This is a genomic window from Pseudoalteromonas sp. GABNS16E, assembly GCF_028598715.1.
GTDB classification, from domain to species: domain Bacteria; phylum Pseudomonadota; class Gammaproteobacteria; order Enterobacterales; family Alteromonadaceae; genus Pseudoalteromonas; species Pseudoalteromonas atlantica.
The window spans coordinates 36,152-61,416 of record NZ_JAQREZ010000020.1 but is presented as its reverse complement, the minus strand read 5'-3'; the positions used below and the strand labels follow the sequence as shown (position 1 = coordinate 61,416).

Annotated in this window: 27 protein-coding genes; 17 read left to right on the top strand and 10 right to left on the bottom strand. The window is 42.2% G+C overall.

What is annotated here, in order from left to right; translation table 11 throughout:
- Positions 1–126: 126 nt before the first annotated feature.
- The 4 genes from leuA to leuD are packed head-to-tail and all read left to right on the top strand — an operon-like array spanning position 127 to position 4,807.
- The gene (leuA, locus tag PSI06_RS10175) at positions 127–1,680 is read left to right on the top strand and encodes a 2-isopropylmalate synthase (protein ID WP_004589389.1); all 1,554 of its coding nucleotides are present in this window, start codon (positions 127–129) and stop codon (positions 1,678–1,680) included.
- Entirely contained in the window at positions 1,677–2,753 is a 1,077-nt protein-coding gene (leuB, locus tag PSI06_RS10170) for a 3-isopropylmalate dehydrogenase (RefSeq protein ID WP_004589388.1), read from the top strand. Before leuA ends, leuB begins: the two co-directional genes overlap by 4 nt.
- Before the next feature lie 54 nt (positions 2,754–2,807).
- Entirely contained in the window at positions 2,808–4,208 is a 1,401-nt protein-coding gene (gene leuC, locus PSI06_RS10165; protein WP_004589387.1) for a 3-isopropylmalate dehydratase large subunit, read from the top strand.
- The gene (gene leuD, locus PSI06_RS10160; protein WP_004589386.1) at positions 4,208–4,807 is read left to right on the top strand and encodes a 3-isopropylmalate dehydratase small subunit; all 600 of its coding nucleotides are present in this window, start codon (positions 4,208–4,210) and stop codon (positions 4,805–4,807) included. The genes leuC and leuD overlap by 1 nt, the downstream gene beginning before the upstream one ends.
- Before the next feature lie 83 nt (positions 4,808–4,890).
- Here leuD and PSI06_RS10155 read toward each other — a convergent pair whose 3' ends face one another.
- Positions 4,891–6,402 carry a DUF3360 family protein gene (locus tag PSI06_RS10155; RefSeq protein ID WP_004589385.1) on the bottom strand — a complete coding sequence of 504 codons (1,512 nt, stop codon included), beginning with the start codon at positions 6,400–6,402 and terminating at the stop codon, positions 4,891–4,893.
- Positions 6,403–6,742: 340 nt separating this feature from the next.
- On the opposite strand from PSI06_RS10155, the gene PSI06_RS10150 reads away from it, so the two are divergent.
- Both PSI06_RS10150 and PSI06_RS10145 read left to right on the top strand, forming a co-directional pair.
- Positions 6,743–7,729, top strand: coding sequence for a hypothetical protein (locus PSI06_RS10150; RefSeq protein ID WP_004589384.1), 987 nt, complete (start codon positions 6,743–6,745; stop codon positions 7,727–7,729).
- Positions 7,730–7,772: 43 nt separating this feature from the next.
- Positions 7,773–8,366: a hypothetical protein gene (locus PSI06_RS10145; RefSeq protein WP_004589383.1), complete on the top strand. Its 594-nt coding sequence runs from the start codon at positions 7,773–7,775 to the stop codon at positions 8,364–8,366.
- A gap of 1 nt (position 8,367) precedes the next feature.
- Here the strand turns inward: PSI06_RS10145 and PSI06_RS10140 are convergent, their stop codons facing one another.
- Positions 8,368–8,742 (bottom strand): hypothetical protein, encoded by a 375-nt coding sequence (locus PSI06_RS10140; RefSeq protein WP_004589382.1) that lies wholly within the window; start codon positions 8,740–8,742, stop codon positions 8,368–8,370.
- A 98-nt stretch (positions 8,743–8,840) separates the two neighbouring features.
- Here PSI06_RS10140 and PSI06_RS10135 point away from each other — a divergent pair, with 98 nt between their 5' ends.
- Complete coding sequence (locus PSI06_RS10135) at positions 8,841–9,284, top strand: tellurite resistance TerB family protein (RefSeq protein ID WP_004589381.1); 444 nt, start codon at positions 8,841–8,843, stop codon at positions 9,282–9,284.
- 3 nt (positions 9,285–9,287) lie between these two features.
- Here the strand turns inward: PSI06_RS10135 and PSI06_RS10130 are convergent, their stop codons facing one another.
- Positions 9,288–9,854, bottom strand: a complete 567-nt coding sequence (locus PSI06_RS10130; protein ID WP_004589380.1) for an NADPH-dependent FMN reductase — start codon at positions 9,852–9,854, stop codon at positions 9,288–9,290.
- A 117-nt stretch (positions 9,855–9,971) separates the two neighbouring features.
- Between PSI06_RS10130 and PSI06_RS10125 the strand changes: the two genes are divergently transcribed.
- Entirely contained in the window at positions 9,972–10,871 is a 900-nt protein-coding gene (locus PSI06_RS10125) for a LysR family transcriptional regulator (RefSeq protein WP_004589379.1), read from the top strand.
- Here PSI06_RS10125 and norR read toward each other — a convergent pair.
- Complete coding sequence (gene norR / locus PSI06_RS10120; protein ID WP_273603672.1) at positions 10,864–12,420, bottom strand: nitric oxide reductase transcriptional regulator NorR; 1,557 nt, start codon at positions 12,418–12,420, stop codon at positions 10,864–10,866. The genes PSI06_RS10125 and norR overlap by 8 nt on opposite strands.
- A gap of 160 nt (positions 12,421–12,580) precedes the next feature.
- On the opposite strand from norR, the gene PSI06_RS10115 reads away from it, so the two are divergent.
- The 3 genes from PSI06_RS10115 to hmpA are packed head-to-tail and all read left to right on the top strand — an operon-like array spanning position 12,581 to position 15,284.
- On the top strand, positions 12,581–12,850 hold the full coding sequence (locus PSI06_RS10115; protein ID WP_273603673.1) for a hypothetical protein: 270 nt from the start codon (positions 12,581–12,583) through the stop codon (positions 12,848–12,850).
- Positions 12,850–14,082, top strand: coding sequence for an NnrS family protein (locus tag PSI06_RS10110; RefSeq protein ID WP_273603674.1), 1,233 nt, complete (start codon positions 12,850–12,852; stop codon positions 14,080–14,082). The genes PSI06_RS10115 and PSI06_RS10110 overlap by 1 nt, the downstream gene beginning before the upstream one ends.
- Before the next feature lie 20 nt (positions 14,083–14,102).
- A complete protein-coding gene (hmpA, locus tag PSI06_RS10105) occupies positions 14,103–15,284 on the top strand; it encodes an NO-inducible flavohemoprotein (protein ID WP_273603675.1) in 1,182 nt (393 codons plus the stop codon).
- Positions 15,285–15,344: 60 nt separating this feature from the next.
- Here hmpA and PSI06_RS10100 read toward each other — a convergent pair whose 3' ends face one another.
- From PSI06_RS10100 to PSI06_RS10090, 3 genes are all read right to left on the bottom strand, one after another.
- Positions 15,345–15,713 (bottom strand): hypothetical protein, encoded by a 369-nt coding sequence (locus PSI06_RS10100; protein ID WP_055255272.1) that lies wholly within the window; start codon positions 15,711–15,713, stop codon positions 15,345–15,347.
- Positions 15,713–17,332, bottom strand: a complete 1,620-nt coding sequence (locus tag PSI06_RS10095) for a S41 family peptidase (RefSeq protein WP_273603676.1) — start codon at positions 17,330–17,332, stop codon at positions 15,713–15,715. The genes PSI06_RS10100 and PSI06_RS10095 overlap by 1 nt, the downstream gene beginning before the upstream one ends.
- 108 nt (positions 17,333–17,440) lie before the next feature.
- Positions 17,441–18,100, bottom strand: a complete 660-nt coding sequence (locus PSI06_RS10090) for an endonuclease (protein WP_273603677.1) — start codon at positions 18,098–18,100, stop codon at positions 17,441–17,443.
- A 126-nt stretch (positions 18,101–18,226) separates the two neighbouring features.
- On the opposite strand from PSI06_RS10090, the gene PSI06_RS10085 reads away from it, so the two are divergent.
- Positions 18,227–18,577 carry a VOC family protein gene (locus PSI06_RS10085; RefSeq protein ID WP_054983318.1) on the top strand — a complete coding sequence of 117 codons (351 nt, stop codon included), beginning with the start codon at positions 18,227–18,229 and terminating at the stop codon, positions 18,575–18,577.
- Here the strand turns inward: PSI06_RS10085 and PSI06_RS10080 are convergent.
- Both PSI06_RS10080 and PSI06_RS10075 read right to left on the bottom strand, forming a co-directional pair.
- On the bottom strand, positions 18,552–19,268 hold the full coding sequence (locus PSI06_RS10080) for a hypothetical protein (protein WP_273603678.1): 717 nt from the start codon (positions 19,266–19,268) through the stop codon (positions 18,552–18,554). The two genes, PSI06_RS10085 and PSI06_RS10080, sit on opposite strands and share 26 nt — an antisense overlap.
- Before the next feature lie 142 nt (positions 19,269–19,410).
- The gene (locus PSI06_RS10075) at positions 19,411–19,662 is read right to left on the bottom strand and encodes a DUF7218 family protein (protein ID WP_273603679.1); all 252 of its coding nucleotides are present in this window, start codon (positions 19,660–19,662) and stop codon (positions 19,411–19,413) included.
- Between the two features lie 231 nt (positions 19,663–19,893).
- Between PSI06_RS10075 and PSI06_RS10070 the strand changes: the two genes are divergently transcribed.
- Positions 19,894–20,274, top strand: a complete 381-nt coding sequence (locus PSI06_RS10070) for a hypothetical protein (protein WP_004589368.1) — start codon at positions 19,894–19,896, stop codon at positions 20,272–20,274.
- A gap of 10 nt (positions 20,275–20,284) precedes the next feature.
- On the opposite strand, the gene PSI06_RS10065 is transcribed toward PSI06_RS10070, so the two are convergent.
- Positions 20,285–20,725 (bottom strand): PaaI family thioesterase, encoded by a 441-nt coding sequence (locus PSI06_RS10065; protein ID WP_004589367.1) that lies wholly within the window; start codon positions 20,723–20,725, stop codon positions 20,285–20,287.
- Positions 20,726–20,902: 177 nt separating this feature from the next.
- Here PSI06_RS10065 and lexA point away from each other — a divergent pair, with 177 nt between their 5' ends.
- The 4 genes from lexA (at position 20,903) to PSI06_RS10045 (ending at position 25,251) form a co-directional block, all read left to right on the top strand.
- A complete protein-coding gene (gene lexA, locus PSI06_RS10060) occupies positions 20,903–21,520 on the top strand; it encodes a transcriptional repressor LexA (RefSeq protein WP_004588213.1) in 618 nt (205 codons plus the stop codon).
- A 472-nt stretch (positions 21,521–21,992) separates the two neighbouring features.
- Positions 21,993–23,129 (top strand): cytochrome c oxidase subunit II, encoded by a 1,137-nt coding sequence (gene coxB, locus PSI06_RS10055; protein WP_004588214.1) that lies wholly within the window; start codon positions 21,993–21,995, stop codon positions 23,127–23,129.
- Positions 23,129–24,721 (top strand): cytochrome c oxidase subunit I, encoded by a 1,593-nt coding sequence (gene ctaD / locus PSI06_RS10050; protein WP_273603680.1) that lies wholly within the window; start codon positions 23,129–23,131, stop codon positions 24,719–24,721. The genes coxB and ctaD overlap by 1 nt, the downstream gene beginning before the upstream one ends.
- Positions 24,721–25,251, top strand: a complete 531-nt coding sequence (locus PSI06_RS10045; protein WP_273603681.1) for a cytochrome c oxidase assembly protein — start codon at positions 24,721–24,723, stop codon at positions 25,249–25,251. Before ctaD ends, PSI06_RS10045 begins: the two co-directional genes overlap by 1 nt.
- Positions 25,252–25,265: the final 14 nt, after the last annotated feature.

The following is a 25,265-nucleotide window of genomic DNA, read 5'->3' as shown; positions in this document are numbered from 1 at the left end:
TCAGTGAGCGGGGATTAGTGTGTTTGCATCGAGTTAAACACTAAAAACCCCGCAATTGCGGGGTTTTTTATTATCTCGCGGCTGGGATAAATTGAAATTTGGGTAACAGAGGAATGAGGGGCAGTTATGCAAGACAAAGATAAAGTATGGATTTTTGATACCACCTTACGTGATGGCGAGCAGGCACTTAAAGCAAGCCTTACAGAAGACGATAAAATTCAGCTAGCGCATACTATTAGCCGCTTGAACGTGGATGTGATGGAAGTGGGTTTTCCGGTTTCGAGCCCCGCTGATTTTCGCTCGGTGCAACGTATTGCAACCGAGGTTAAAGGCCCAATTATTTGTGGTTTAGCACGTTCAGTAGCAAAAGACATTGAAGCCTGTGGTGAGGCACTTCGCACAGCACAGCAAAGCCGTATTCATACTTTTATTGCCACAAGCCCTTTGCACCTTGAACACAAATTACGTATGAGCCTAGACGATGCAACGGCCATGGCGGTTAAATCAATTAAATTAGCGCGTAACTACACTGATGATGTTGAGTTTTCGTGTGAAGATGCAGGGCGTACGCCGCACTGGGATTTATGTAAAATTGTTGAGCAGGCAATTAACGCCGGTGCCTCTACTATTAATTTACCTGATACCGTTGGCTTTGTAACGCCAGACGAATACGCCGCAATGATCCGCCATTTAATGAATAACGTGCCGAATATAGATAAAGCGCGTTTAAGTGTACATTGTCATAACGATTTAGGTTTAGCTGTAGCTAACTCGGTAGCCGCGGTACAAGCAGGTGCTCGCCAAATTGAGTGTACAATAAATGGTATTGGTGAGCGTGCGGGTAACTGCTCGCTTGAAGAAGTGGCGATGATCATGAAAATGCGCAAAGACCACTTAAACGTACACACCGATATTAAAAGCGAAGAAATTTATCGCGCATCTCGCCAAGTGGCAAAAATATGCAATATGCCGGTACAGCCAAATAAAGCGATTGTGGGCGAAAACGCCTTTGCACATAGCTCGGGCATTCACCAAGATGGCGTATTAAAAGCGCAAAATACTTATGAGATTATGTCGCCAGAAAGCGTCGGTGTGCCAAATAACCAATTAAATATGACCTCGCGTTCGGGTCGTCATGTTATTGAGCACCGCTTAGAAGAGTTAGGTTATCAAAAAGCTGACTACGATATGGACAGCTTATACGAGAGCTTTTTAGCGTTAGCTGATCAAAAAGGCACCGTATACGATTACGACCTTGAAGCCATGATTTACTTTAATCAAATTAACGACAAAGACGAAAAATACCAATTAGAGTTTGTAAACTCAGCGTCTAACTCACAGTCGGTAGCCAGCTCTACCATTGGAATGTTAATTGATGGCGAAGCAAAACAAGAAGCTGCTACAGGTAATGGCCCTGTTGAAGCCTCATTTGCGGCTATTGAGCGCTTAACTGGTATGAGCGTTGAAATGATTGAATACAATTTAGAAGCCACTGGTCAAGGCGCAAGTTCGCTTGGTCAAGTAAACATTATTGCTAAATACGATGGTCGCCCTTATCACGGTGCGGGTATTGCTGCGGATGTGGTAGAGGCGTCGGTACGCGCCATGATCCGTGTTTACAACTTAATTTATCGTGCACAAAAAGTGTCTGATTTAAAACAACAAAGGAAAGCAGGATGAGTAAAACAAACTACAGCGTTGCCGTATTAGCAGGCGACGGTATTGGCCCAGAAGTAATGGCAGCAGCAGAGCAAGTACTTGATGCTGTAAGCAATAAGTTTGGTTTTACCCTGAACCGTCAGCATCATGCTATTGGTGGCGCAGCCATTGACGAATTTGGTGAAGCATTACCACCAAAAACGCTAAGCGCGTGTGAAAACGCCGATGCCATTTTATTTGGCTCAGTAGGTGGCCCAAAATGGGAAAACCTACCCCCTAACGAGCAACCTGAGCGTGCATCGCTTTTACCGCTTCGTAAGCACTTTGGTTTGTTTTGTAACTTACGTCCAGCACAACTTTTACCAGCGCTTAGCGCAGCATCGCCATTACGTGCAGATATTAGCGAAAAAGGCTTTGATATTTTATGTGTACGCGAACTTACTGGCGGCATTTACTTTGGTGAAAAAGGCCGAAGCGGCGAAGGCGCTGAAGAAGCTGCATTTGATACACAAACTTACTCGCGTAAAGAAATTGAACGCATTGCCCGTTTTGCCTTTGAGGCAGCAAAATTACGTAGTAACCATGTAACATCGGTTGATAAAGCAAACGTACTTGCATCAAGCGTATTATGGCGTGAAGTAGTTACCGAAGTAAGCAAAGACTACCCAGAAGTCAGCCTAGATTACATATACGTAGATAACGCAGCTATGCAATTAGTTAAACAGCCTAGCCAGTTTGACGTGCTACTTTGCGATAACTTATTTGGGGATATTTTGTCAGATGAGTGTGCAATGATCACAGGCTCAATGGGTTTATTACCATCGGCAAGCTTGAATCAATCGGGCTTTGGTTTGTACGAACCAGCCGGTGGCTCAGCACCAGATATTGCAGGCAAAGGCGTTGCAAACCCGATTGCACAAATTTTAAGTGCTGCACTTATGCTACGTTACTCATTAGGCCAAGACGAAGCTGCGCGCACCATTGAAAAAGCCGTAGCCGAAGCCGTAGAAGCAGGCGTTGGCACGCCAGATATCTACCCACAAGGTGGATACAGCACAAGCGATGTGGCAGCTGCCATCGTTTCACGTATTTAATATATAAATCGCAGCACCGTTATGCTGCGATTTAACAAAGTAGGGAATTAGCAAGTGGCCCAAACGTTATACGACAAAATTTGGCAAGCACATACCGTTGCCAGCATAAACGAGCAAACTGATTTACTTTATATTGACCGTCATTTAGTACACGAGGTGACATCACCACAGGCTTTTGCAGGCCTACGTGAAAAAAACCGTACGGTACGTTGCCCAGAAAAAACCTTTGCAACAATGGATCATAACGTATCGACTAAAAGCCGATCACTTGATGCCGCAAGCGAAGTATCTAAAAACCAGTTAATGGCACTTGATGCTAACTGTAAAGAGTTTGGCATTGTACTTTACGATTTAAACTCAATTAACCAAGGCATAGTGCATGTAATGGGGCCTGAACAAGGTATTACCTTACCTGGCACTACCATTGTATGTGGTGATAGCCATACTTCTACGCATGGCGCGTTTGGCGCATTAGCGCACGGTATTGGTACTTCTGAGGTTGAGCATGTATTAGCAACGCAAACGCTACAGCAAAAAAAGGCAAAATCGTTAAAAATTCAAATTAATGGTGTGCTTCGCCCAACTGTAACCTCTAAAGATTTAATTATGGCGGTTATTGGTAAGTTAGGTACAGCTGGCGGTACAGGTTATGTTGCTGAATTTTGTGGTGAAGGCATTGAAGCACTTTCAATGGAAGCCCGTATGACGTTATGTAACATGAGTATTGAAATGGGTGCAAAAGCAGGTTTAATAGCACCAGATCAAATCACGTATGATTACTTAAAAGGTCGCCCATTTGCACCTAAAGGCGCTGACTTTGACGCCGCAGTTGAATACTGGGAAACCTTAAAATCAGATAAAGGCGCAGAGTTTGACTTGAGTGTTGAGCTTGAAGCTGACGACATTCAGCCGCAAATTACGTGGGGTACAAGCCCAGAGCAAGTAATTGGCGTTGATGAATGCATACCAGATCCTGACCAAGAACCAGATTTAATTAAAGCCGATGCTATACGCAGCGCACTTAGATACATGGACTTAAAAGCCGGCGATAAATTATCAAGCGCAAAAGTAGATACAGTCTTTATTGGTTCGTGTACTAATAGCCGTATTGAAGATTTACGTGCCGCGGCAAAAATTGTTGAAGGCAAGCAAGTAGTCGCAGGCATTGAAGCACTTATCGTACCGGGCTCTGGCCTTGTTAAAAAGCAAGCCGAAGACGAAGGCTTAGCCGATATTTTTAAAGCGGCAGGTTTTGAGTGGCGCGAGCCGGGCTGTTCAATGTGTTTAGCAATGAACGACGACCGCTTAGAAGCGGGCAAACGCTGTGCATCTACCTCTAACCGTAACTTTGAAGGCCGCCAAGGCCGTGGCGGGCGTACGCACTTAGTAAGCCCAGCAATGGCAGCCGCTGCTGCAATACATGGTCACTTTGTTGATATAAGAGGAGAAGCCTAATGAGCGTATTTTTTAGTGGCTTAATGGCCCCACTTGATAAAAACAATGTAGATACAGACCAAATTATTCCAAAGCAGTTTTTAACATCAACTAGCCGTGATGGTTTTGATGCAGCACTGTTTTATGATTGGCGTTACCTAGAAAACGGCGAACCAAATCCTGATTTTATTTTAAACCGCCCATGCTACCAAGGCGCGCAAATATTATTAACGCGCGACAACTTTGGTTGTGGCTCATCACGCGAGCATGCACCGTGGGCGCTTAAGCAATATGGTTTTGAAGTAATTTTAGCGGAAAGCTTTGCTGATATTTTCTTTAATAACTGTGGCAACAACCAAATGCTAGCCATTGCGCTACCCGCTGATACGCTTGAGCAATTGTTTGTACTTAGCGAGCAGCACGACGATATAAACATTCAAATCGATCTTGAAAACCAAACACTAACAAGCGATAAGTTTGCGCCAATTAGTTTTGATATTCGTAAAGACGTAAAAGAGCGTTTATTAAGTGGCTTAGATTTTATTGGTGTGACCGAAACGCTAAATCCACAAATTGATGCGTTTGAAAAACAACTTGCTGCTGAGCGCCCTTGGCAGTAACGAAAAGCAATTAATTACATATGAAAACAAAGCGCGGCTGAGTATATAAGCCGCGCTTTTTTTATGTTTAACTCTTCAAATTATTAATGTCTAAAATCTGCCATTAGCGCAGGTATGCCTGGCAGCATACCAACAATAGCCATAACGGTAGTTAAAATAACAAACATAATTAGCGGAATAACCCAGCGGCTCATTTTAGTTAAATTAGCACTGCGCTCTTTACAGCCAATTAAGCCTAAGTTATCAAGCAGCATAGTCAGTGACCAACCAAAAGCAGGGTTAACCAAGCTTGACGCAAACACAACAATAGCGGCCGATTGCGTTGTTTTACCTTCGCGTGTCATTTCCATACCCGCCTCAAGCAGCGGAATAAACACACCTACAATAAGCGCAACACACAGCACGGGTTGCCAAATGGCTAAATCCATTGGGTAGCCCCATAAACCCGCAATAATACAAAATACGGCTGTTAAAATGGCGCCCGCCGGGATAGGGCGTTTAGCAATAGCGGCAGGGACAATGTAAGTCCCCCAGGATGAGGTAAAGTTAGCACCACCGGCCAGCGAGCCAAAGGTTTGTCTAACCGATGCGCTTAGCATGGTGTCGTCTATGTTCATTTGAACTTTTTCAGTGCGTTGCGGGTAACTAATTTTTTGAAATACTTGATGCCCTAAAAAATCCGGGGACCACATAGCCACAGCCAATACCGCAAATGGCAGCACAACCACAAAGCTTTCAAGCGTAGGTAAGCCAAGCATCCAGCCTGTGTTTTCGCCCCACCAATAAGCTGGGTTCATATTTGGTAAGCCCGGCGCGGTATTAAATTCAAACGGCGCACCGAGTGCAAATGCAACCACACCGCCAATAAGGCAGCTAAGCGGCACAGCTAACCAGCGCTTTTTAAAGTGCTCAAGTAACGCATACAATAAAATGGTCGCCAAAATAACAATAAATGCAATGTGCGCCATATCTATGGCCTCAGCCCATGCAAACAGCTTTTTAACCTGCGAAATTGTGCCAATAAAGCCTAAATATATAAGTAAGCCCCCGCACACACCTTTACTGGTTAAGCGTGCCAGCAAGCTCCCTCCTTTGGTTATGGCTAAAATAAAGCCAAAGGCACCAATCAGTAAGCCAAACGCCATAGGATGGCCGCCAGCGGCAACCACAATAGGAATAAGAGGAATAAGTGGCCCATGAGTACCCGCTAAGTTAGCGGTAGGTAAGATAAAGCCTGAAAACAAAATAATAAAAATAGAAACAATCAGTAATTCATAGCGTACGTTTTCTAACACAAACGCATCACTTAAACCCAGTGGCGCTGCAAAAGTAGCGGCAATAGCACCCACCATAACGACTTTACCAATGGTGCCCGCCATGGCAGGAATCGTGTCTTCAAATTCAAAGCGGTAGTCTCTAAATGGTAAATTAGGCCGCCAGCGCTTAGGCTGCATAATTTGCAGCTCGTGCTCTAGGTATTCGTCGCGGGTATTAAATTCTGAACTTGGTTTATGCTTATTTTGATAGCTGTTGGCATCATCTACGTGCGGTGCGCTTGTTTTTTCTGGCTCGTTACCCTTTGGGGTTACTGACATAGTCCCTCCTGTTACTCGTTGCTTATTTATTAATACGGCTTTTGTTAAAGCAAATGAATAGTGAAGGAGCAGAGTAGATCAGCTTTTACTCAGGAATGTATAGGCAAAAGGTCGTGTATGGCTTTATTTTATGCTAAATCATTGTGTTGGCATTCTTAAATGTAAAGTATATTTTGTTTAAAATCAGTGTGTTGATTTGTTTTTTATGTGTTCTAATTTGGTGAAACATTGTAAAAACAAGGCTGTTATCCTTTAGTCTAAGTAGTGGTTTATGTATTTTAATTGAACTGAAATAGCGCATCTGCTAGGTTCAATGGTTACTCAAATAATAAGAAATTCAATGCAAATTCAATCTCCTAAATCAATTGGTATTTTACTTGGTACGCTTTACGGCATATTTATGCGGCTGTTTGTGGAGCTGCTTGATACTTATAATTTAAGTAGCCTTGTATCTATTTCATTTATGTTTTTAGTGCCCGTTGCAATTGGCTATATTCGTATTCATTTTGAATTTAAAAGCTCAAATACATTAACTAAAAGGCAAATGGTGACAATTGCTTGGCAGCCAATTTTTGTTTTTTTACTTGTAAGCGTTATTACACTGCTTGAAGGCAGTATTTGTGTGGCAATGGCTTTGCCTGCCTTTATGCTCTTTGCAAGTATGGGTGGTTTACTGGCAGGCTTTATTAAAAACCGTCAAACAAAAAACGCTAACAGGCCTTTACTTTCAATAGCTTTGCTTCCTGTATTGCTCTCACCTATTGAGGTAAATTATTTACACTTATCAAAAACGTATGAAGTAACCAACTCTATAGTTATTGAAGCGCCTATAAATCGTGTATGGCAGCAGCTTGCAAATGTAAGCACCATAGAGCCACAAGAATTGCCATTTTCGCTTACCCAATTAATAGGTGTACCTAAACCTTTAGAGGCAAATATGAATGCTAAGGGGGTTGGGGCTGTTAGAACGAGTAAATGGCAAAAAGGAGTTACATTTAAAGAAGTGATTACGGATTGGCAGCCAAATAAACAGATGCTTTATAGATTTGAGATAGACCCTGATGCTATTCCCGATGATGCACTCGATAAACACGTAAAACTAGGCGGCGAATACTTTTCACCTCTTTATGGTGGGTATGCGTTAAGTGAAGATAAAAGCGGCAATACGATTTTAACTTTAAAAACGACTGTGCAAGATAATACAAATTTTGGTGTTTATTCGCGAATATGGGGTGAGGTGATTTTTCAAGACTTCCATTATTCACTTTTAACATTAATGAAAAACAGAGCAGAAAAGCCACTTGTCGCAGCTATTTCCCATTATTAACTTAAACCGCTATGGTATTAAAAAACTATTATAAGAGTACTTTATGAAATTATTAACGGCAGCAACGTTATTACTTGCCTCAACAGCGGCTATCGCGCGTCCTGCGCCTTTGGTATCTATACCAACACACGATGCATTTTTTAATAATATAGCTGCGCATTGTGGTAAAGCGTTTGAGGGCAAAGTAAGCGTAGATAACGCAAAAGGCCCAAGCTCATTCGAGAATAAAAAACTAATTATGCATGTACGCAAATGTACTGATAGCGAGCTGCAAGTACCATTTCATGTGGGAGATGATGCATCGCGTACATGGATCATTACTAAAACGGGCAGTGGTTTGAGCTTAAAGCACGATCATCGCCATGAAGATGGCAGCGACGATGTTTCAACTATGTATGGCGGTCATACCCTTGATGCGGGTTTTGCACAAATGCAGTCTTTCCCGGCCGATCAATACTCTAAAGAGTTATTTGTAGCACAAGGGATAGCGCAGTCGGCAGGTAATACATGGCAAATGTATATTTATCCTGAGGTTTTTACGTATCGGTTAATTCGCCAAGGGCGCGAGTTTAAGGTGGACTTTGATTTAACTAAACCAATTACTCCACCAGCAGCGCCGTGGGGCTACGAAAAATAAACTATTTTTCTTTTTTCTCGGGTGCGTCACATTGTAGTAAAACGTTTAATGGTGGTTGATAAGCGCGTGGTTTAGTAGGAAAACGTTCGTACTCTTGCACGCCTTCAAGCACTTTTAACATAAAGGTTCTGCCGCGGCATAATCTGTCTGCGTGGCGCAGTAAAAACATACTTTGATTAGCAAAGTGTTTGTAGTCGTCTGATTGTATTTCTATTTTATAGTTGTCTTCACCAATTTTGGTTTGGTAGTAATGTACTTTGTTATCAAAGTCGTATGACTTTTCTTTTTCGCCCACTTCTGCAAAGGCGCTCCCTATACCAGAAAAGGCTAGCAATGCAGCGCCAACAACTAAATGCGGTGTGTATAAGCCTTTCATAAAAATGTATCCTTTAATTTGCGAACTTAATACCCATTAATAAAGCATTAAGTGCGATGTATTTAAGTTAAGTCTAACACCCAAAAAGAGAATATGTGATGTTCAAACAAATAAAACAACTGTTTGCCGCTTTTGACGAGCAACAGCCAAGCATAGAGCAGCATGATCTAAAAACAGCGGTTGCTGCGCTGCTTATTGAAGTAATGCGTGCTGATTCTAAGCTCGACCATGATGAACAACACACCCTGACTGTAACCTTAAAAAAATACTTTAATTTAACAGAATCGGAAGTTGATGAGCTCACCACTAATGCCGCTGGTAGCTTAGATGGGGCTATTGATTACTTTCAATTTTCTAAGCAGATTAACGATCACTGCAGTGCGGCGCAGCGCATTGAAATAATTGAGCTATTATGGCGATTGGCGTATGCCGATGGAGAGATAGACCCTCAAGAAGAGTATGTAATACGCAAAGTGGCTGGGCTTTTATATGTAGCGCACACCGATTTTATCGCTGCTAAATTAGCAGCGACACAATCGTAAAAATTAGCTTAATTTACTAGCAATAGAAACGAGCTGCTGCGTTAATACGCTAACTTTTTCTGCAGTGGTTGGGTCGCTAATTTTTCCATCTTCGTCAAATACAGTAAATGCTGATGGGATAGCGAGCTGATCGGCAAGTACTAACGAGCCAATCCCACTTAAAATATCGCGTACATGGTTTAAGCCGCGCAAACCACCCAAACCACCTGGTGATGTAGCAAATAACGCCACTACTTTGTTGCGAAATGCGGGGACTGCGCCTTGCTCAGTTCGCGATGCCCAATCAATTGCATTTTTAAGTGCAGCAGTAATTGAGCCGTTGTACTCTGGGCTTGCCAGTAAAATACCATCAGCATTACGCAGTTTATCTTTTAATAGTTGTGCATCGGTAGGTGTGCCTTGCGCTTCAATGTCTTCGCTAAATAATGGCAAATTTAACTCGGCGAGTGTAATTACTTCCACTTCAGCACCTGTTTGCAGAGCAAAACGAGCTGCTTCGTTAATGAGTTTTTGGTTAAAGCTATCTTTACGCAGGCTACCCGCGAGCGCGATAATTTTTGGTGCTGACATGATTAAGACCTTTTATTAGTTGGGTATGACACTAATGTAGCAAATTTTTGCTTGTAGAAAACCCGAATAAACGCAACACTTATGTGCGTATATGCACATAAGTAGAAGGCGGGTAGCGTGGCAATAAAATTTGACGACTGGCAAGACGTAAAAGTTGCCTTTGAAGTGGCAAGGCTAGGTACTTTGACCGCCGCAGCAGAGGCACTAAGTGTGCACCATAGCACAGTGTTGAGGCGCATAAATAACTTAGAGAAAAACTTAAATGTACGGTTATTTCATCGCCATGCGCGCGGATATAAAGTAACCGAAAGCGGGGCAAAATTATTTGAAACCGCACAAGCAATAGATAACTCACTCGAAGGTTTACATAATGCCATTGCCGCAGCCGATAGTGAGCTCAGAGGGAGCTTGTTACTGACTACCGTAAGTGGTTTTATGGATATGCTAAGCAACGTGTGTGAGCAGTTTCAAACATTGCACCCGCAAGTGCAGCTAGAAGTGATTTTAGAGCAAAAGCGCCTAAGGCTTGACCACGGACAAGCTCATATAGCAATACGTGTAGGCCCCAAACCTGATGAAGGCGACTATATAGCGCAGCACTTAGCTAAGCTATCGGCCGGCCTCTATGCTCACAAACGTTATATTGCTAAACACGGCATGCCAAAAACCTTAGATGACTTAAAGCAGCATAATTTTATATCGGGTATTGCGGGATTTAATGCGCGTGTACCGTACTTTAGCTGGGTTGATGAGTTTATTCCTCAGTCGCAAATTAAATTAAGAGTATCAGAAACCTCAGAAGCGGCGCGCGCGGTTATTAAAGGCTTAGGCATAGGGGGGTTGCATCAAAGCGCGATAGAAAATAACCCCGACGTAGTGCCTATATTGCACGACAAATTACATTGGGAGTTTGACTCTTGGTTGGTTACTCACCATTTAGTACACCGCACGGCCAAAGTGCAAGCCTTTGCTGCGTTATTAAAAACCTACTTTAGTAACATGCCACACGTTAAATAGTTTTTTTAACTTTAATGCCTAAGCGTTTGGCAAGCCTAACTAGGTTGGCTCTGTCGAGTTCCAGCACTCTTGCAGTTGCTGCCCAGTTATAATTATGCTGCTTTAGTTGCTCGGTTATAACTGTAAATTGCAAAGATTCAACGGCTTGTTTTAAGGGCTGATGATGAGCAATGTGGGCGGTAATTGGCGTGCTAACGTGCGCGTTGTTGTTTGGTTGTTGGGCTAAATCGCAGTGCTCGCTTGTAATTGTTATTATTGGGTTTTGCCACTGGCTTTGTTTAGCTTTTAATGCGCTGCGGCTAATAACATGTTCAAGCTCGCGTACATTACCAGGCCAACTGTATTGGTTGAGCAATACTTGCGCTTCAGTGCTTAGCTTTAATTGTTTTATACCTAATTTACGGGCAGTTTGTTCAATAAAATAACCAGCCAATAAAGTTATGTCGTGCTCGCGTTTATTAAGTGGCGGCACGGTAATAGGGTAAACACTTAGCCGGTGATATAAATCGGCTCTAAAGCGGCCTTGCGCTACCTCATGTTTTAAATCACGATTAGTGGCTGCTATTACCCTTACATCCACATATTTTGGCGTGTCTTCTCCCACTGTTTGTATTTCACCACTTTGCAACACCCGCAATAATTTGCTTTGCATAGCCAATGGTAGCTCGCCAATTTCGTCTAAAAATAACGTGCCACCATCAGCTAGCTGAAACTTACCTTGGCGGGCATTTTGTGCGCCAGTAAATGAGCCTTTGGCGTGGCCAAAAAACTCACTCTCTGCAAGGTTTTCGGGGAGTGAAGCACAATTTAAGTGAATCAGCGGTTGATCTTTTCGGGCAGAATTTAAGTGAATATTACGCGCTACTAGCTCTTTTCCTACGCCCGTTTCTCCTAACACCAATACACTAAAATTAGAGGCCGCTACGAGTTTTATTTCATTTTTAAGCGTTTGCATTACAGGGCTTTGGCCAATAATTTCGCCGCCATCGCGAGTAAGCGCATCACGCGTTAGCGCTTGTACAAGGGCGTTTGAATGCTGTGCATGGTGTTTGTAATAGGCAAGCTCTAGGGCTGTTTTAAAATGCGCACTGCACAGTGTTTGTAAGGTACTGAGTGTATCTGCGCTAATTCTGCTAAAGGCATTTGCGTTTAAGCTATCGAATGTAAGCACGCCTAGCAAAGTGCTTTTATCGTAAAGGGGTAAGCCTAAGCAAGCATGCACAGGAATATCGCCCGTTTTGGCCAGCAGTAGGCCGTCGTATGGGTCGGGCAGGGGGCAGTCGTGTGCAAACTGTAATGCGTGGCTTGCACTACAAATGGCCGCTAATCGTGGGTGCTCTGCTATTTTAAAGCGCCTGCCAAGGCTGTCGGGCATCAGACCTTTGATGGCTAAGGGTTTAAGTTGCTCGCCCTGCACGACAAGTAATGCGCTGGCATCGCTAGGTATTACACGTTCAACCGTTGCCAATAATTGATCAAAGCTGTGCTCGTGCAGCGTGCTTTGGGCAAGCTCTAAAGCCACTTGGGTAAGGTTGAATTGCTGGTTCATGTCAAAATGACCTATTCGTGTTTTTATGATTTAAATTAGAGTGTGTCATAAAGACTCAATTTGTAAAGTGTTTATATTTAACTTGCTGAATATTAATGTTTTATTTTATTGGCACGTTATGTGTAATAGCTAAGTGACGTTAATGGTTACTGAGGTAGTTATGAACACACTTACACTAAATAATGTAAACAACCAGGTTGAGTTAGGCGCATTTTTTAGAACGCTATTATTTACTGCTAATACAGTATTAGGGCTTAGCGGTATTTGTATGGTTGTGAGCATTTTAATTAGTTACCCGTACGCAGAGCACTTTTCGATGCAGGTACAAATATCAGCGCATATTAGTACGATTGTAGTGGCAGCTATTTTAAAAGTTAGTTATGTGCTGCGTTGTGTTGCTCAACATGGTTTAGGGCAGGAAGTACGCTAATGCGCCCACTAAATTTAACAGAGCCAATGCCAGCGCACATAGCTATTCATCACGTAACAAAATGGCCGTTATGGATGCTTGCATTTAGACCCTACTTTTTAGCAGGCGGTTTGCTGGCATTTTTATCGATAGGGTATTGGTTACTTATTTTAACGGGCTATGCTAGTTGGCACTTAACCATGCCAGCCACACTTTGGCACGCGCACGAAATGCTATTTGGCTTTGCAGGAGTGGTAGCAGTCGGTTTTTTACTTACGGCGGCACAAACTTGGACAGGCGTTGAAAGTATAAGTGGCAAAGCACTTATGCTACTTACTTTTGTATGGATAAGTGCTCGTTTAGCATTTTTTATAAAGCTGGCTGATTTTGCTAATGCTAATTTATGGCTTGTTACTTTGCTACAGCTAGCATGGTGGCTTGGGGCAATTACGGCACTGGCTAATATGCTATTAACAGCACGCAGTAAAAATAATTACCCGTTTTTAGTTATTTTAAGCGTGTTGTGCGCCCTTAATACTCTTTATTTACTACTTGTTTTAAATAACAACATGCGGCTTGCATTAGCTGTGGTTGACACTGCGGTACTGGTTGTCAGTTTACTGGTCGGCATTGTAGCAGGGCGGGTTATTCCTTTTTTTACTGCTAAAGGCCTAGCGCTTAGCGAGCAAGTACACACTTCTAAAATTGATAAAGCAATGCTGTATTTATCAATATTGGCAATTACTTTATTTTTTATCAGTAAATTATTTTTAAGCTCAATTAGCCCTGCATTCATTGTTGCAATAGTGGCTGCGCTTCACTTAATTCGCGCAAAACTTTGGTGGCATGCAAACGTGCTAAAAGTGCCTTTATTATGGTCTTTGCATTTTTCTTATTTTGCTTTAGGTGTTGGCTTAATGATGATTGCAATGAGCTTTTACACAAGCGAAGTACATTTTAAAGATGCGCTCCACCTTATCACTATTGGCACAATAGGGATGATGATTTTAGCCATGATGACCCGTGTATCGCTAGGGCATACAGGGCGTACGCTTAATACACCTAAATATATATCTGTTGCTTTTGCGTTTGTGCTGGTGGCAGCTATTACTCGCTCCATACTCCCCTTAATTATTGCGCCACACTTTGCTTGGCAGATCAGTGCCTTGCTGTGGTTAGTGGCTTTTTTGTTATTTTTAATTTACTGCACACCTATATTAACGCGCCGTCGTGTTGATGGGCGCCGTGGTTAGTTTACCTACAGGACTACATTATGTTATCTGATAAAACCATTGAGATTGTTAAAAGCACTGTTCCGTTATTAACGCAAGCCGGCACGGTTGTGACCGATCATTTTTATAAGCGACTATTTAGCCATAACCCAGAGCTTAAAAATATTTTTAATATGACCAACCAAAACACCGGGCGCCAGCAATTTGCTTTGTTTAACGCCTTAGCGGCATACGCCCAAAACATTGATAACTTAGCGGTGTTAAAAGAGGCATTAGCGCGCATTAACCATAAACACACCAGTTTAAATATTTTACCAGAGCACTACCCCATTGTTGGTGCTCACTTAATTGGCACCTTAAAAGAGCTAATACCAGAGCAGTTTACACCAGATGTAGAATACGCATGGCGTGAAGCTTACGCACTGCTTGCTGATATTTGTATTACCGAAGAAGCGGCTTTATATGAGCACAGTAAAAATAAACACGGCGGATGGGCGGGCACGCGCCAATTTGAAATAACCAACAAACAGGCTGAATCAGCACTCGTCACAAGTTTTACACTAACGCCTATAGATGGCAAAGCGGTGATTACCCATAAACCTGGCCAATATTTAGGGGTTAAAGTTAAACCAGCGGGCGCTGAATATGAAGAGATTCGCCAGTATTCTATTTCACAAAAAGCCAATGGTAAAAACTACCGTATTAGCGTTAAAAAAGAGCTACAGCCAAAGCCTGGCATGGTGTCTAATTATTTACACTCACTAGCTCAAGGCGACGTAGTTGAACTGTACCCGCCTGCAGGAGATTTCTTTTTACGAAATAGTAAAAAACCAGCGGTACTTATTTCAGCAGGTGTAGGGCAAACCCCAATGCTTGCGATGCTCGAAACGCTATTAAGCGATAACTCTAAGCAAAATATTATGTATTTACATGCGTGCGAAAATACGCAGCAGCACTCGTTTGCACACTATTTAAATGAATTAAGTGCGGCTTATAACAGCTTGCAAACTATTACGTGGTTTAATCAAAGTAGTGAAGGGGCTGATTTTACAGGGTTAATGGACTTAACTGCCATAAAAGCACAGTTACCTCTTACATATGGCGATTTTTACTTATGCGGCCCCGCTGTGTTTATGGCGTTTGTGAAAAGCCAGTTACTGGCACTAGGTGTTAAAAACGAGCATATTCATTACGAAGTGTTTGGTCCGCATCAAGACTTATAAACCAAGTGAAAAATGATAAAGGCACACAGCATAAATGCTGTGTGCCTTTTTAATAGTATTTTATCGTGCTTTACAATTTACGTTTTTAAGCTCAATAGATATATCTTTTTTAGGATAATAAAGCACGCACTGCTTGTCGATTATTTGTAAAACAAACTTTTCTGGCTTGATATTATGCGCGCCCATTATGGGCATACCATTTGAGTCTTTACTATTTCCATGGCTTAGTAATAGTTCGCTGCGTTTAGTAAAAACGGTGTCGGCCAGCGTAACTAGTGTGCCGCCCTTTGCTTTTATAATCGCTTGCTGGAGCGTGGCTATAACGCCTGGGTTTACCTCGGTTAGTAGTGCAGGCTTAGCAGTGGCATTACTCATACTGTTACAGCCTCCAATAAATAATAAGGTTAATATTGCCAGTAGTTTAGCCATTACTTATCCTTATTTAACGTAGGCCAGGTTAAATCCATATTGCCACGGTTAACGTTATTAGGTGCGTTTAAAGGTAATAGCTGCTTGCTATCGCCAGCAGCGCTTTGTACTTGCGTTTTAATACTTGCAGAGGCGGTGCTAACAGGGCACGTGCCGTTATTATCAATATGATAAAGCGCAGTAGAGAGTATCCCCTCGTTTGGATCGCCTAGTTGATTATCAAAGTCGTCACTGACTACACAGCCTTTTACATCAGCATCAAACTGTGGTGTAGGCGTTGGCGTAAAGCCTGCTGCATATTCACCAAACCCTTTACTGTTAATACCGCTAAATTGAATGGTGTAATAGGTGGTGCCACAGTTATGTGTTGGGGTAAAACCGTATGGTTTACCGCAGGTTGTGTCGCCAATGAGCACTACCTCGGCGTCAATGCCTTTTAAGCCATTAATAAAGGCTTCTGAGGCTGAACACGTACCCGATGTACTAAGCACATACACCTTAGATAGGTTTAAATCGGGGAGGTTTTCGCCAGTGCTAAAAAAAGTTGAGTAATCAATTTCTTCATCTATAAACGGAAAAGGCGACTCTACCGGTTGTTTATCGTTTTGCTGAGTTTGGTAATAAATACGGTTTTGAATGTTGGCGCTGCCCGCCACCATGTAAGCCAGCTGCGAAGAAAGCGCTAATAAACCGCCTCCGTTATATCTAAAGTCGATAACAAGCTCTTCCACGTTATCGGTTTTAAATTTATTAACGGCAGCAATTAAGCCTTCTTGGGCAATACCTATATGGCTATTAAACTGCATGTACCCTACGCTAGTGCCATTTGTTGTGGTAATGGTTTTTACGTTTTGAACCGGTGTTTGCTCTATGTTGCCGGCAGTTACGTTAAAGGTTTTTTCAGCGCCATCGTTACTGCGCACCACGATGGTGTGCGAGTCGCCATTAGTGGGGCTAAATAATCCTTCGTTTAAGGTATCTACGCCTGCTTGTGTGCTGGTATTAATGCTTACGCCATCAACTTCAAGTACGGTATCGCCACGTTGAAAACCAATTTGGCTTGCTGGTGAGTCGTCTTCTAGGTAGGCAACACGTAAAATTCTATCAGCTGGGTCGCCAATAAATGCCCAATTTATACCATAGCCTGAGGTTACACCTGATTGCGCTTCTTGAAAGTAGTCCTCAGAAGGCTCTGAAAAATGAAAATTATCTTTTTTATCACCAGAGTCGGTTAGTTCTTCGGTTTTTAGTTGGGCAAAATAATCGGCCACTGTAGCAAAGTTTTCAGGGTCGTTATCGGCTATTTCATCATACCAAAGGTAGGTTTCGTCGCTCCACGAGCGAAGCCAAAGCTTTTCGTAAAGGGCCGAACCGGCTTGGTCAGGGTAGGGCTCATTATTATTAAACGGATCGTTACCTGTGCGTGGGTTTTCGCAAAAGTTTTTTAACTCATCCGATGGCTCAAATACACCTGCCGTCCAAGTTGGGGCTGTGCTTGCAGGAGGTGTGACGACAGGGTCGGGCGTTTCATTCATGCTGCTACCACCGCCACAGCCCACAAGCGTTAGGCTTGAAAGTGCAGCAATAATAGCGAGTGTTGCTTTATTATTTTTAAACATACAAAACTACTTTTTGTAAATAAGTTGTTTAAAATACTACAACACCCGCCCATTTATTCAACGTATTAGCCCCTAAATTATGTAAATGAGTGTATACATTTAGGTGTACTACAGCTTACTTGCGCTGCTTTTATCTGCAAATGCTTGTTTTTGCCAGGCATCAAATAGTTTTTGTTGTTTAGCTGATATTTTTAAGCCGTATGTTTTTTGCATATAGGCGTAGGTGTCGGCAATGCGCTTACGGGCATAAAAAGGAGGCTCTACAACGCGTTGTTTAAAGTTAACCTTTACTTGGCAGCGGCCATATTGGGTGGCGTTTTCGCTAAGCATACCAAAGCTATAGTTAGAGCGATCTGCGTTAATTTCGCCAATAGCAGGGGCTAAATTGTTTATATCGGCTTCCATTTTTCTAAATTTAGCACTGACCTTGCGACAGTTTTTACGACCACCGTTTTGCCAGCATTGTAACTGGTGACCAAATTCCCACGCCGGCACTATATGCTCCCACTCTATACGCAGTGCACGTACATTAACCTTGCCAGAGGAAGTTAACGTATTACGCGGAATATAACCACAGTTGCTAGGGTCGGGGATTAGCTTTTTACCTTGTTTTTTAATGTCGCAGCCGCAGTAAAGGCTTTTGGCGTTTTTGGGTAGGGTTTTAATTAAGTGCCTTTTAGCCGTTGAAAAACGGGTAAATTCTTCACTCGATGCAGAAAAACAAATACAACAAGCCACAAAGGCCAAAATAAATTTAAGCATATCCATCACATACGTGAACTACAGGAGGCGCTAGTCTAAAGTTTTGCTGCTAAAAGATAAAGCCTGAACAAATTTTAATCCGCAATGCTTAGTACACTCTATACTGATATAAAAAATAGCGAGGAGATGACTATGCTAGGTGCTTTTTCAATAAGTTTAACAGTTAAAGATATTAGAGCCTCAAAAGCGTTTTACGAAAAGTTGGGCTTTAGCGAGTTTGCAGGTGAGATAGAGCAAAACTGGCTAGTGATGAAAAACGGTGAGCATTTAATTGGCTTGTTCTCGGGTATGTTTGATAAAAACATGCTGACCTTCAATCCTGGCTGGGATCAAAACGCACAAACCGTTACAGAGTTTAAGGATGTTGATGCGCTTAGCGAATATTTTCAAAACGCTCATATCCAGGTTGAACCTGTGGGTGATAAAAGTTTTATTATTACCGACCCAGACGGCAACCCTATTTTGATTGACCAACACGTGTAAGTTTTTTTAGCCTAACGTTTTGTATTAATAAAATAATACCGCACAAACAAAATAGTACGCTGGTGGCTGCAAAACTGATGAGAAGCGGGTTGTTAAAATCTTCTCGCTCGTCGTAATCCATTATGTGTAGCATCCAAAAAAAGTCGAATATGCGCCATAGTGTGCTGCGAACGGTGATAACTTTGCCGTTAATTGCATTTAAATACAGCGTGGTATTAAAGGTGTCGTTAAATTGTACTTGCCACACATTTGTTTTGTATCCCACCTCTCGAGTGCCTTGTTTTAAAAGCGTTGTGCTAATTGGCTTAGCGTCGATGATTAAATGCGCTTGTGCATTAGCGGTAATTTGTATTTTAGTAGGTGGCTGAAAAGGGCGCCCCGTTAAACCATTAAAGCTTTGCTGCTCGCCACTATTAATAACAGTAATAAGCGGGGTCGTTAAAAAGTGCTCAAACACTATTTGCGTGGGGTTAGGCACTTGGGCAGTAATATTATCGAGTGATGTGGGGTAATCTGCCTGAGTAAATGGGTTTGTAAGTATGCGCTTAGCAAGGTGCTTACCGTGTACGTATTCAAGTGGTATCGCGCTCATTACTAAGCCGCCTAAAAGCCAAGCTAAAATTTGTAAGGCAAGTAAATAGCCTAGCCACTTATGTAGTTTTCGAGCGCGCTTAAATAGTTGTTTTTTCATTTTTGCTTCTTATTATTTTTAGCGTTAGTGTATTACAGCAGCCCATGCTTTTACTGCGGCATTTTGTCGCAGTTATTCATAAGCTTACTCTAACTTTATAAAAATAATAAAAAGGAGCGGTAAAAAATCAGTGAGGCTGTGTTTAATGCTCACGTAAGGCATTTATTAGCCCTTGTTTGCTCATTTTTGAGCGGCCGCTAATGCCGAGCTCTTTAGCTTTATTGTACAGCTGCTTTTTAGTGCGCAGCTCATACTTTGAGGCTTTGCCGCCTTTGACAGCGGTTTTATGAGTATTGCTATTAGCAATGCGCGCGGCTTTTTGTTTGCTCATGCCTTCATCTCGAAGCGCATCGTACTGATCGTCGTTTTTAATTTGCGGGCCATGATCTACCATAATTGTCCTCCTGAAGCGTTTAATTACACAGTGTGTGTATAACTTTCATACATAAACGGTAAAATTAAGCGTAACTAGCCTAACCCGTTTTATAAGGCAAATTAGGTGCCAATGGCGTTTAAACAGGTATTTTCTATGAATAAAGCCATGTTTAGCGCTTTGTTGATTTGGTATAAAAGTAAAACTGCGTTAAAGTTTGCGATGAAACTATAAGAGGGTAAAAAGCAGACAATGTCGGAAATTCAATTTTTAAATGTAGATCTAGAGCTTGAGTCTAAACAAGATATTAGCGCCCTAGTGGCAGACTTAAAGAAAAACGCGATGGTTTTGCATTATGACAAAGACGAATATCGTCAATTGGCGCGTATTGAAGCCTCAGGTGATATAACCACGCCAGACAAAGCAATCAACCACTTATGTGAATTAATAGAGTCGTGTTCACGTAATGCGCTTAAACAGTGGCTAAGCTGTTCGCGCAGAACGTTTGATATAGGCTTTGAGTCGGGCACGTCACCTAAGTGTTTTAACCAAGCTCTACATGCAGATACATTGCTACGTATATCTGCCATTGGCGCTGGTATGGAAATAACGATTTACCCTATCGAAAAGTAGCCATAGTTAATTATTTGCGCTCGACAACCGCTGCGGTCATTTTTGATACGCAGCAAAGCTCGCCGCGGCTATTGGTTATTTTTATTTCCCATACAGAACTGCGCTTACCAATATGAAATGCACGAGTAACGGCGGTTAAAGTGCCATTTCGAGAAGCCTTTAAGTGGCTGGCGCTAATTTCCTGTCCAACACAATAAAATTTTGTAAAGTCCACGACAAAGTTAGCGGCGTAGCTTGCTACGGTTTCGGCAAGTACCACATTTGCGCCACCATGTACCATACCAATAGGATTATGATGCTCAGGAATAGCAGGCATGGTAGCCACCAGGTAATCATCTCCTATTTCGGTTATTTCTATGCCCATGGTTTTCATTAGCGTGCCTTGGCCGTTTATTCCCTCATCTAACTGTTTGCAAAGCTCTAATGTGATGGGTTGATGCCAAATACTCATAATTACTCCTTTATATTGAAAGCAAATTTATAGCACTTTAAATACTGAACGTCTGTAATTACCTAAAATTTATCCAAGTGCGGTGTATTTAGCTATTTTAAAGCACAATTTAAATTTGCGATTTTTATTTAACTGTATATACTCACAGTTAAATGTACTGTATGGAAAACCAGTTGTATGCGACCATTAACTAAACGCCAAGCTCAAATACTCGAACTAATAAAAGTTTTTATTAAAGACACTGGTATGCCTCCTACACGTGCCGAAATTGCGCAAACACTCGGTTTTAAAAGTGCCAATGCCGCAGAAGAGCACTTAAAAGCGCTTGCCAAAAAAGGTGTTATTAAAATGAAACCAGGCGCAAGCCGTGGTATTCAATTGGTTGAAGAAGAGGAGCCTGAGCAACTAGGTCTACCATTAATAGGTAGAGTTGCAGCGGGTTCGCCTATTTTGGCGCAAGAACATGTTGAGAGTCACTGTAAAATAGACCCACTTATGTTTAAACCAGCCGCCGACTTTTTATTGCGTGTTAACGGCATGAGTATGAAAGATATAGGTATTATGGATGGTGACTTGCTTGCCGTACACCGTACTCAAACAGCAGAAAACGGCCAAGTTGTGGTTGCACGAGTAGATGAAGACGTAACCGTAAAACGCCTAGAAAAAGCAGGCCGAAAAGTATTATTACACGCCGAAAACGAAGAGTTTACGCCAATTGAAGTAGACCTTGAAAACGAATCTTTTAATATTGAAGGGTTAGCCGTTGGCGTAATAAGAAATGCCGACTGGATGTAATTTTTAACTATTTTTAAGTAATATTTATAAATGCGCACTTTTTAGTGTGCATTTTTGTTTTAAAAACAAATCTTCCACCATCTCAAAGCGCCCTAAAATTATTTAGGCTGTAAACTTTTTTTCACTCATACTTTTACCTTCCTAAGCGTGTTACATCCCTTAATTTTGCTCGTGTCTTGGCTGTTAAATAACAATTTAATACGCCGTCATTTAGTCAATCTTAAAATATCACTTGATTGTTTTTTATACTAAAACTTGCTTGTTGTACGTTTTTTAGCTAATCATTAATGTGCTGGACTAACAATAACTCACAGCTTTTTAGTTATGAGAACACACAATATACACAAACCTTTTGTTGTCCTAGCGATACCAATTAAAAATAAGATTGGTTAAAAAATAAAAATAACGAATTGGCGTTTAAGCCGTATGCCTCTTCGCTTTGCATTCGCAATAGCATCAAAGGAGCCGTCACATGGGTAAACTGACCTCTACCTTGTGGCTTGTGTTGATTATGTTCCCGCAGCAAGTGCTGGCTAATAGCCAATACAATATGCGCAAGGGCGTAACCGATATAAGTAATAATGTATATCAGCTACACATGACCATATTTTTAATATGTTGTGTGATTGGGGTGATAGTGTTCGCAATAATGTTTTGGGCACTGATTCATCACCGTAAATCTAAAGGGGCAGTTCCTGCCCAATTTCATGAAAGTACCAAAGTAGAAATTCTTTGGACTGCCATTCCGTTTGTTATTTTAATTGCCATGGCAATCCCTGCCACTAAAACCCTCATTGCGATGGAAGATGCCAGTAAGGCCGACTTAACCATTAAAATTACAGGGTCACAGTGGAAGTGGCATTATGAATATATGGGCGAAGACGTAGAGTTTTACTCTATTTTATCTACCCCTCAAGACGAAATAGCCAACCTTGCTAATAAAAACCCCAATTACTTACTTGAGGTTGATAAACCTTTAGTACTGCCAATTAATCAAAAGGTGCGTTTTTTAATGACCTCTGATGATGTTATCCACTCTTGGTGGGTACCCGATTTTGCCGTTAAAAAAGATGCCAACCCGGGGTTTATCAACGAAACGTGGACCAACATTAACGAAGAAGGTATTTACCGAGGACAGTGTGCAGAGCTGTGCGGTAAAGATCATGGTTTTATGCCCGTGGTGGTTGAAGCTAAATCGCAAGAGGACTTTAACGCATGGCTTGCAGATGCTAAGCAAGCTAAGCAAAAAGCCGCACTTGCTGATGCAGCATTGCTTGAGACAACAATTCCTAAAGAAGAGCTAATGACACTAGGTGAGCAAGTGTATATGGCAAGTTGCGCTGCGTGTCATCAACCTACAGGTATGGGCTTACCGGGCGTATTTCCTGCGTTAAAAGGCAGTCCCATTGTTTTGGGTGATATAAAAGATCACATTGATGTAGTGATTCATGGCCGCCCAGGAACTGCAATGCAGGCATTTGCAAAGCAACTCTCAATTAAACAACTTGCAGCGGTAATTACCTATAAACGTAATGCGTGGGGTAATGAAACGGGTGATGTCATCCAACCTAGTGAAATTCAGGCAGCACTTGATGCGGAGGCGAACTAATGAGTAGCATAGTAGAACAACCTAACGCCAATGACGCTCACCACGGCCATCACCCAGCCAAAGGTTTTAAACGTTGGTTATACACAACAAACCATAAAGATATTGGCAGCATGTACTTAATTTTTTCGCTGACTATGTTTTTAATTGGTGGTGCAATGGCCATGGTTATTCGGGCTGAGTTATTTCAGCCAGGATTACAATTGGTAGACCCACACTTTTTTAACCAAATGACCACAGTACACGGTTTAATTATGGTGTTTGGTGCTGTAATGCCAGCCTTTACGGGACTTGCTAACTGGATGGTACCGCTTATGATTGGCGCGCCAGATATGGCACTGCCCAGAATGAACAACTGGAGCTTTTGGATTTTACCCTTCGCTTTTTTAATTTTATTGGCCTCGTTATTAATGCCTGGAGGCGGCCCCGCATTTGGCTGGACGTTCTATGCGCCGCTTTCAACAACGTACAGTAACGACAACACCGCAATGTTTGTGTTTGCAGTGCACATTATGGGGATTAGCTCAATTATGGGCGCAATAAACGTTATTGTGACCATTGTTAATTTACGTGCCCCAGGCATGACATGGATGAAGCTACCATTATTCGTTTGGACATGGCTAATAACCGCATTTTTATTAATTGCTGTTATGCCCGTACTGGCCGGAGCGGTCACTATGGTGCTCACCGATAAATACTTTGGAACCAGCTTTTTTGATGCGGCAGGCGGCGGCGATCCGGTGATGTTTCAGCACATATTTTGGTTTTTTGGCCATCCCGAAGTGTACATCATGATTTTACCCGCCTTTGGTATTATTTCGACCATAGTGCCTACATTCTCACGTAAAAAACTATTTGGTTATGCTTCAATGGTTTACGCAACCTCCTCTATTGCATTACTGAGCTTTATAGTGTGGGCGCATCATATGTTTACGACCGGTATGCCGGTTGCTGGCGAGCTATTTTTTATGTACGCGACCATGCTGATATCAGTGCCTACAGGGGTAAAAGTATTTAACTGGGTAGCCACTATGTGGCGAGGGTCAATAAGTTTTGAAGTGCCCATGCTATTTAGTATTGCCTTTATTGTGCTGTTTACTCTAGGGGGCTTTTCGGGGCTGATGTTGGCTATAACCCCTGCTGATTTTCAGTATCACGATACTTACTTTGTGGTGGCGCACTTTCATTACGTGTTAGTTACGGGGGCAATATTTTCGATTATGGCGGGGGCTTATTATTGGCTGCCTAAGTGGATGGGCAACATGTACAACATTGCCTTGGCTAAGTGGCACTTTTGGTTGTCGCTGGTAAGCGTAAATGTATTGTTTTTCCCTATGCATTTTGTAGGGCTGGCAGGCATGCCGCGCCGTATTCCCGATTACGCCCTGCAGTTTGCTGATTTTAACGCAATCATAAGCATAGGTGGGTTTGCCTTTGGTTTATCGCAGTTACTCTTTGTGGCGGTGGTAATTAAATGTGCCCGAGGGGGCGATAAAGTCCCTGCAAAAGTATGGGATGGTGCTGAAGGTTTAGAGTGGGAAGTGGACTCTCCTGCGCCGTATCATACTTTTTCTACGCCGCCGGAAATTAAATAATGACACATGCACCGCTATTAAAGCGCCTAATTCTTATTTGTATAGGTATGTTTGCTTTTGCATTTGCCTTAGTGCCCTTATATGACGTGTTTTGCGACATAACTGGGCTTAATGGCAAGCCGTCGCTTGAGCAAGCTAAACAAAGTACACAGGTTGCACAAAATCGAGAAATAGGTGTGAGCTTTACAACCCATGCGCAAAGTGGTGCGCCGTTTATTGTTAAATCTAAAGAATACAGTGTTGATGTGAAACCAGGTGCCATGCGTGAGGTGATATTTAGCGCAAAAAACACCAGTGATATTGATAAAGTAATGCAAGCGGTGCCTTCTGTATCGCCCGGAAAGGCAGCCAAGTACTTACATAAAATAGCGTGCTTTTGCTTTGATCAACAACCCCTAAAAGCGGGTGAAGAACTTGAGTTTAAGCTGCTGTTTTATGTTGATACTGCACTGCCGAGCGATGTAGAAGAGCTAACTTTATCGTACACCGTATTTGATATTAGTGAGCAGCTAGTAGCAAGTAATAACTAGCCTGCATGTCTAGT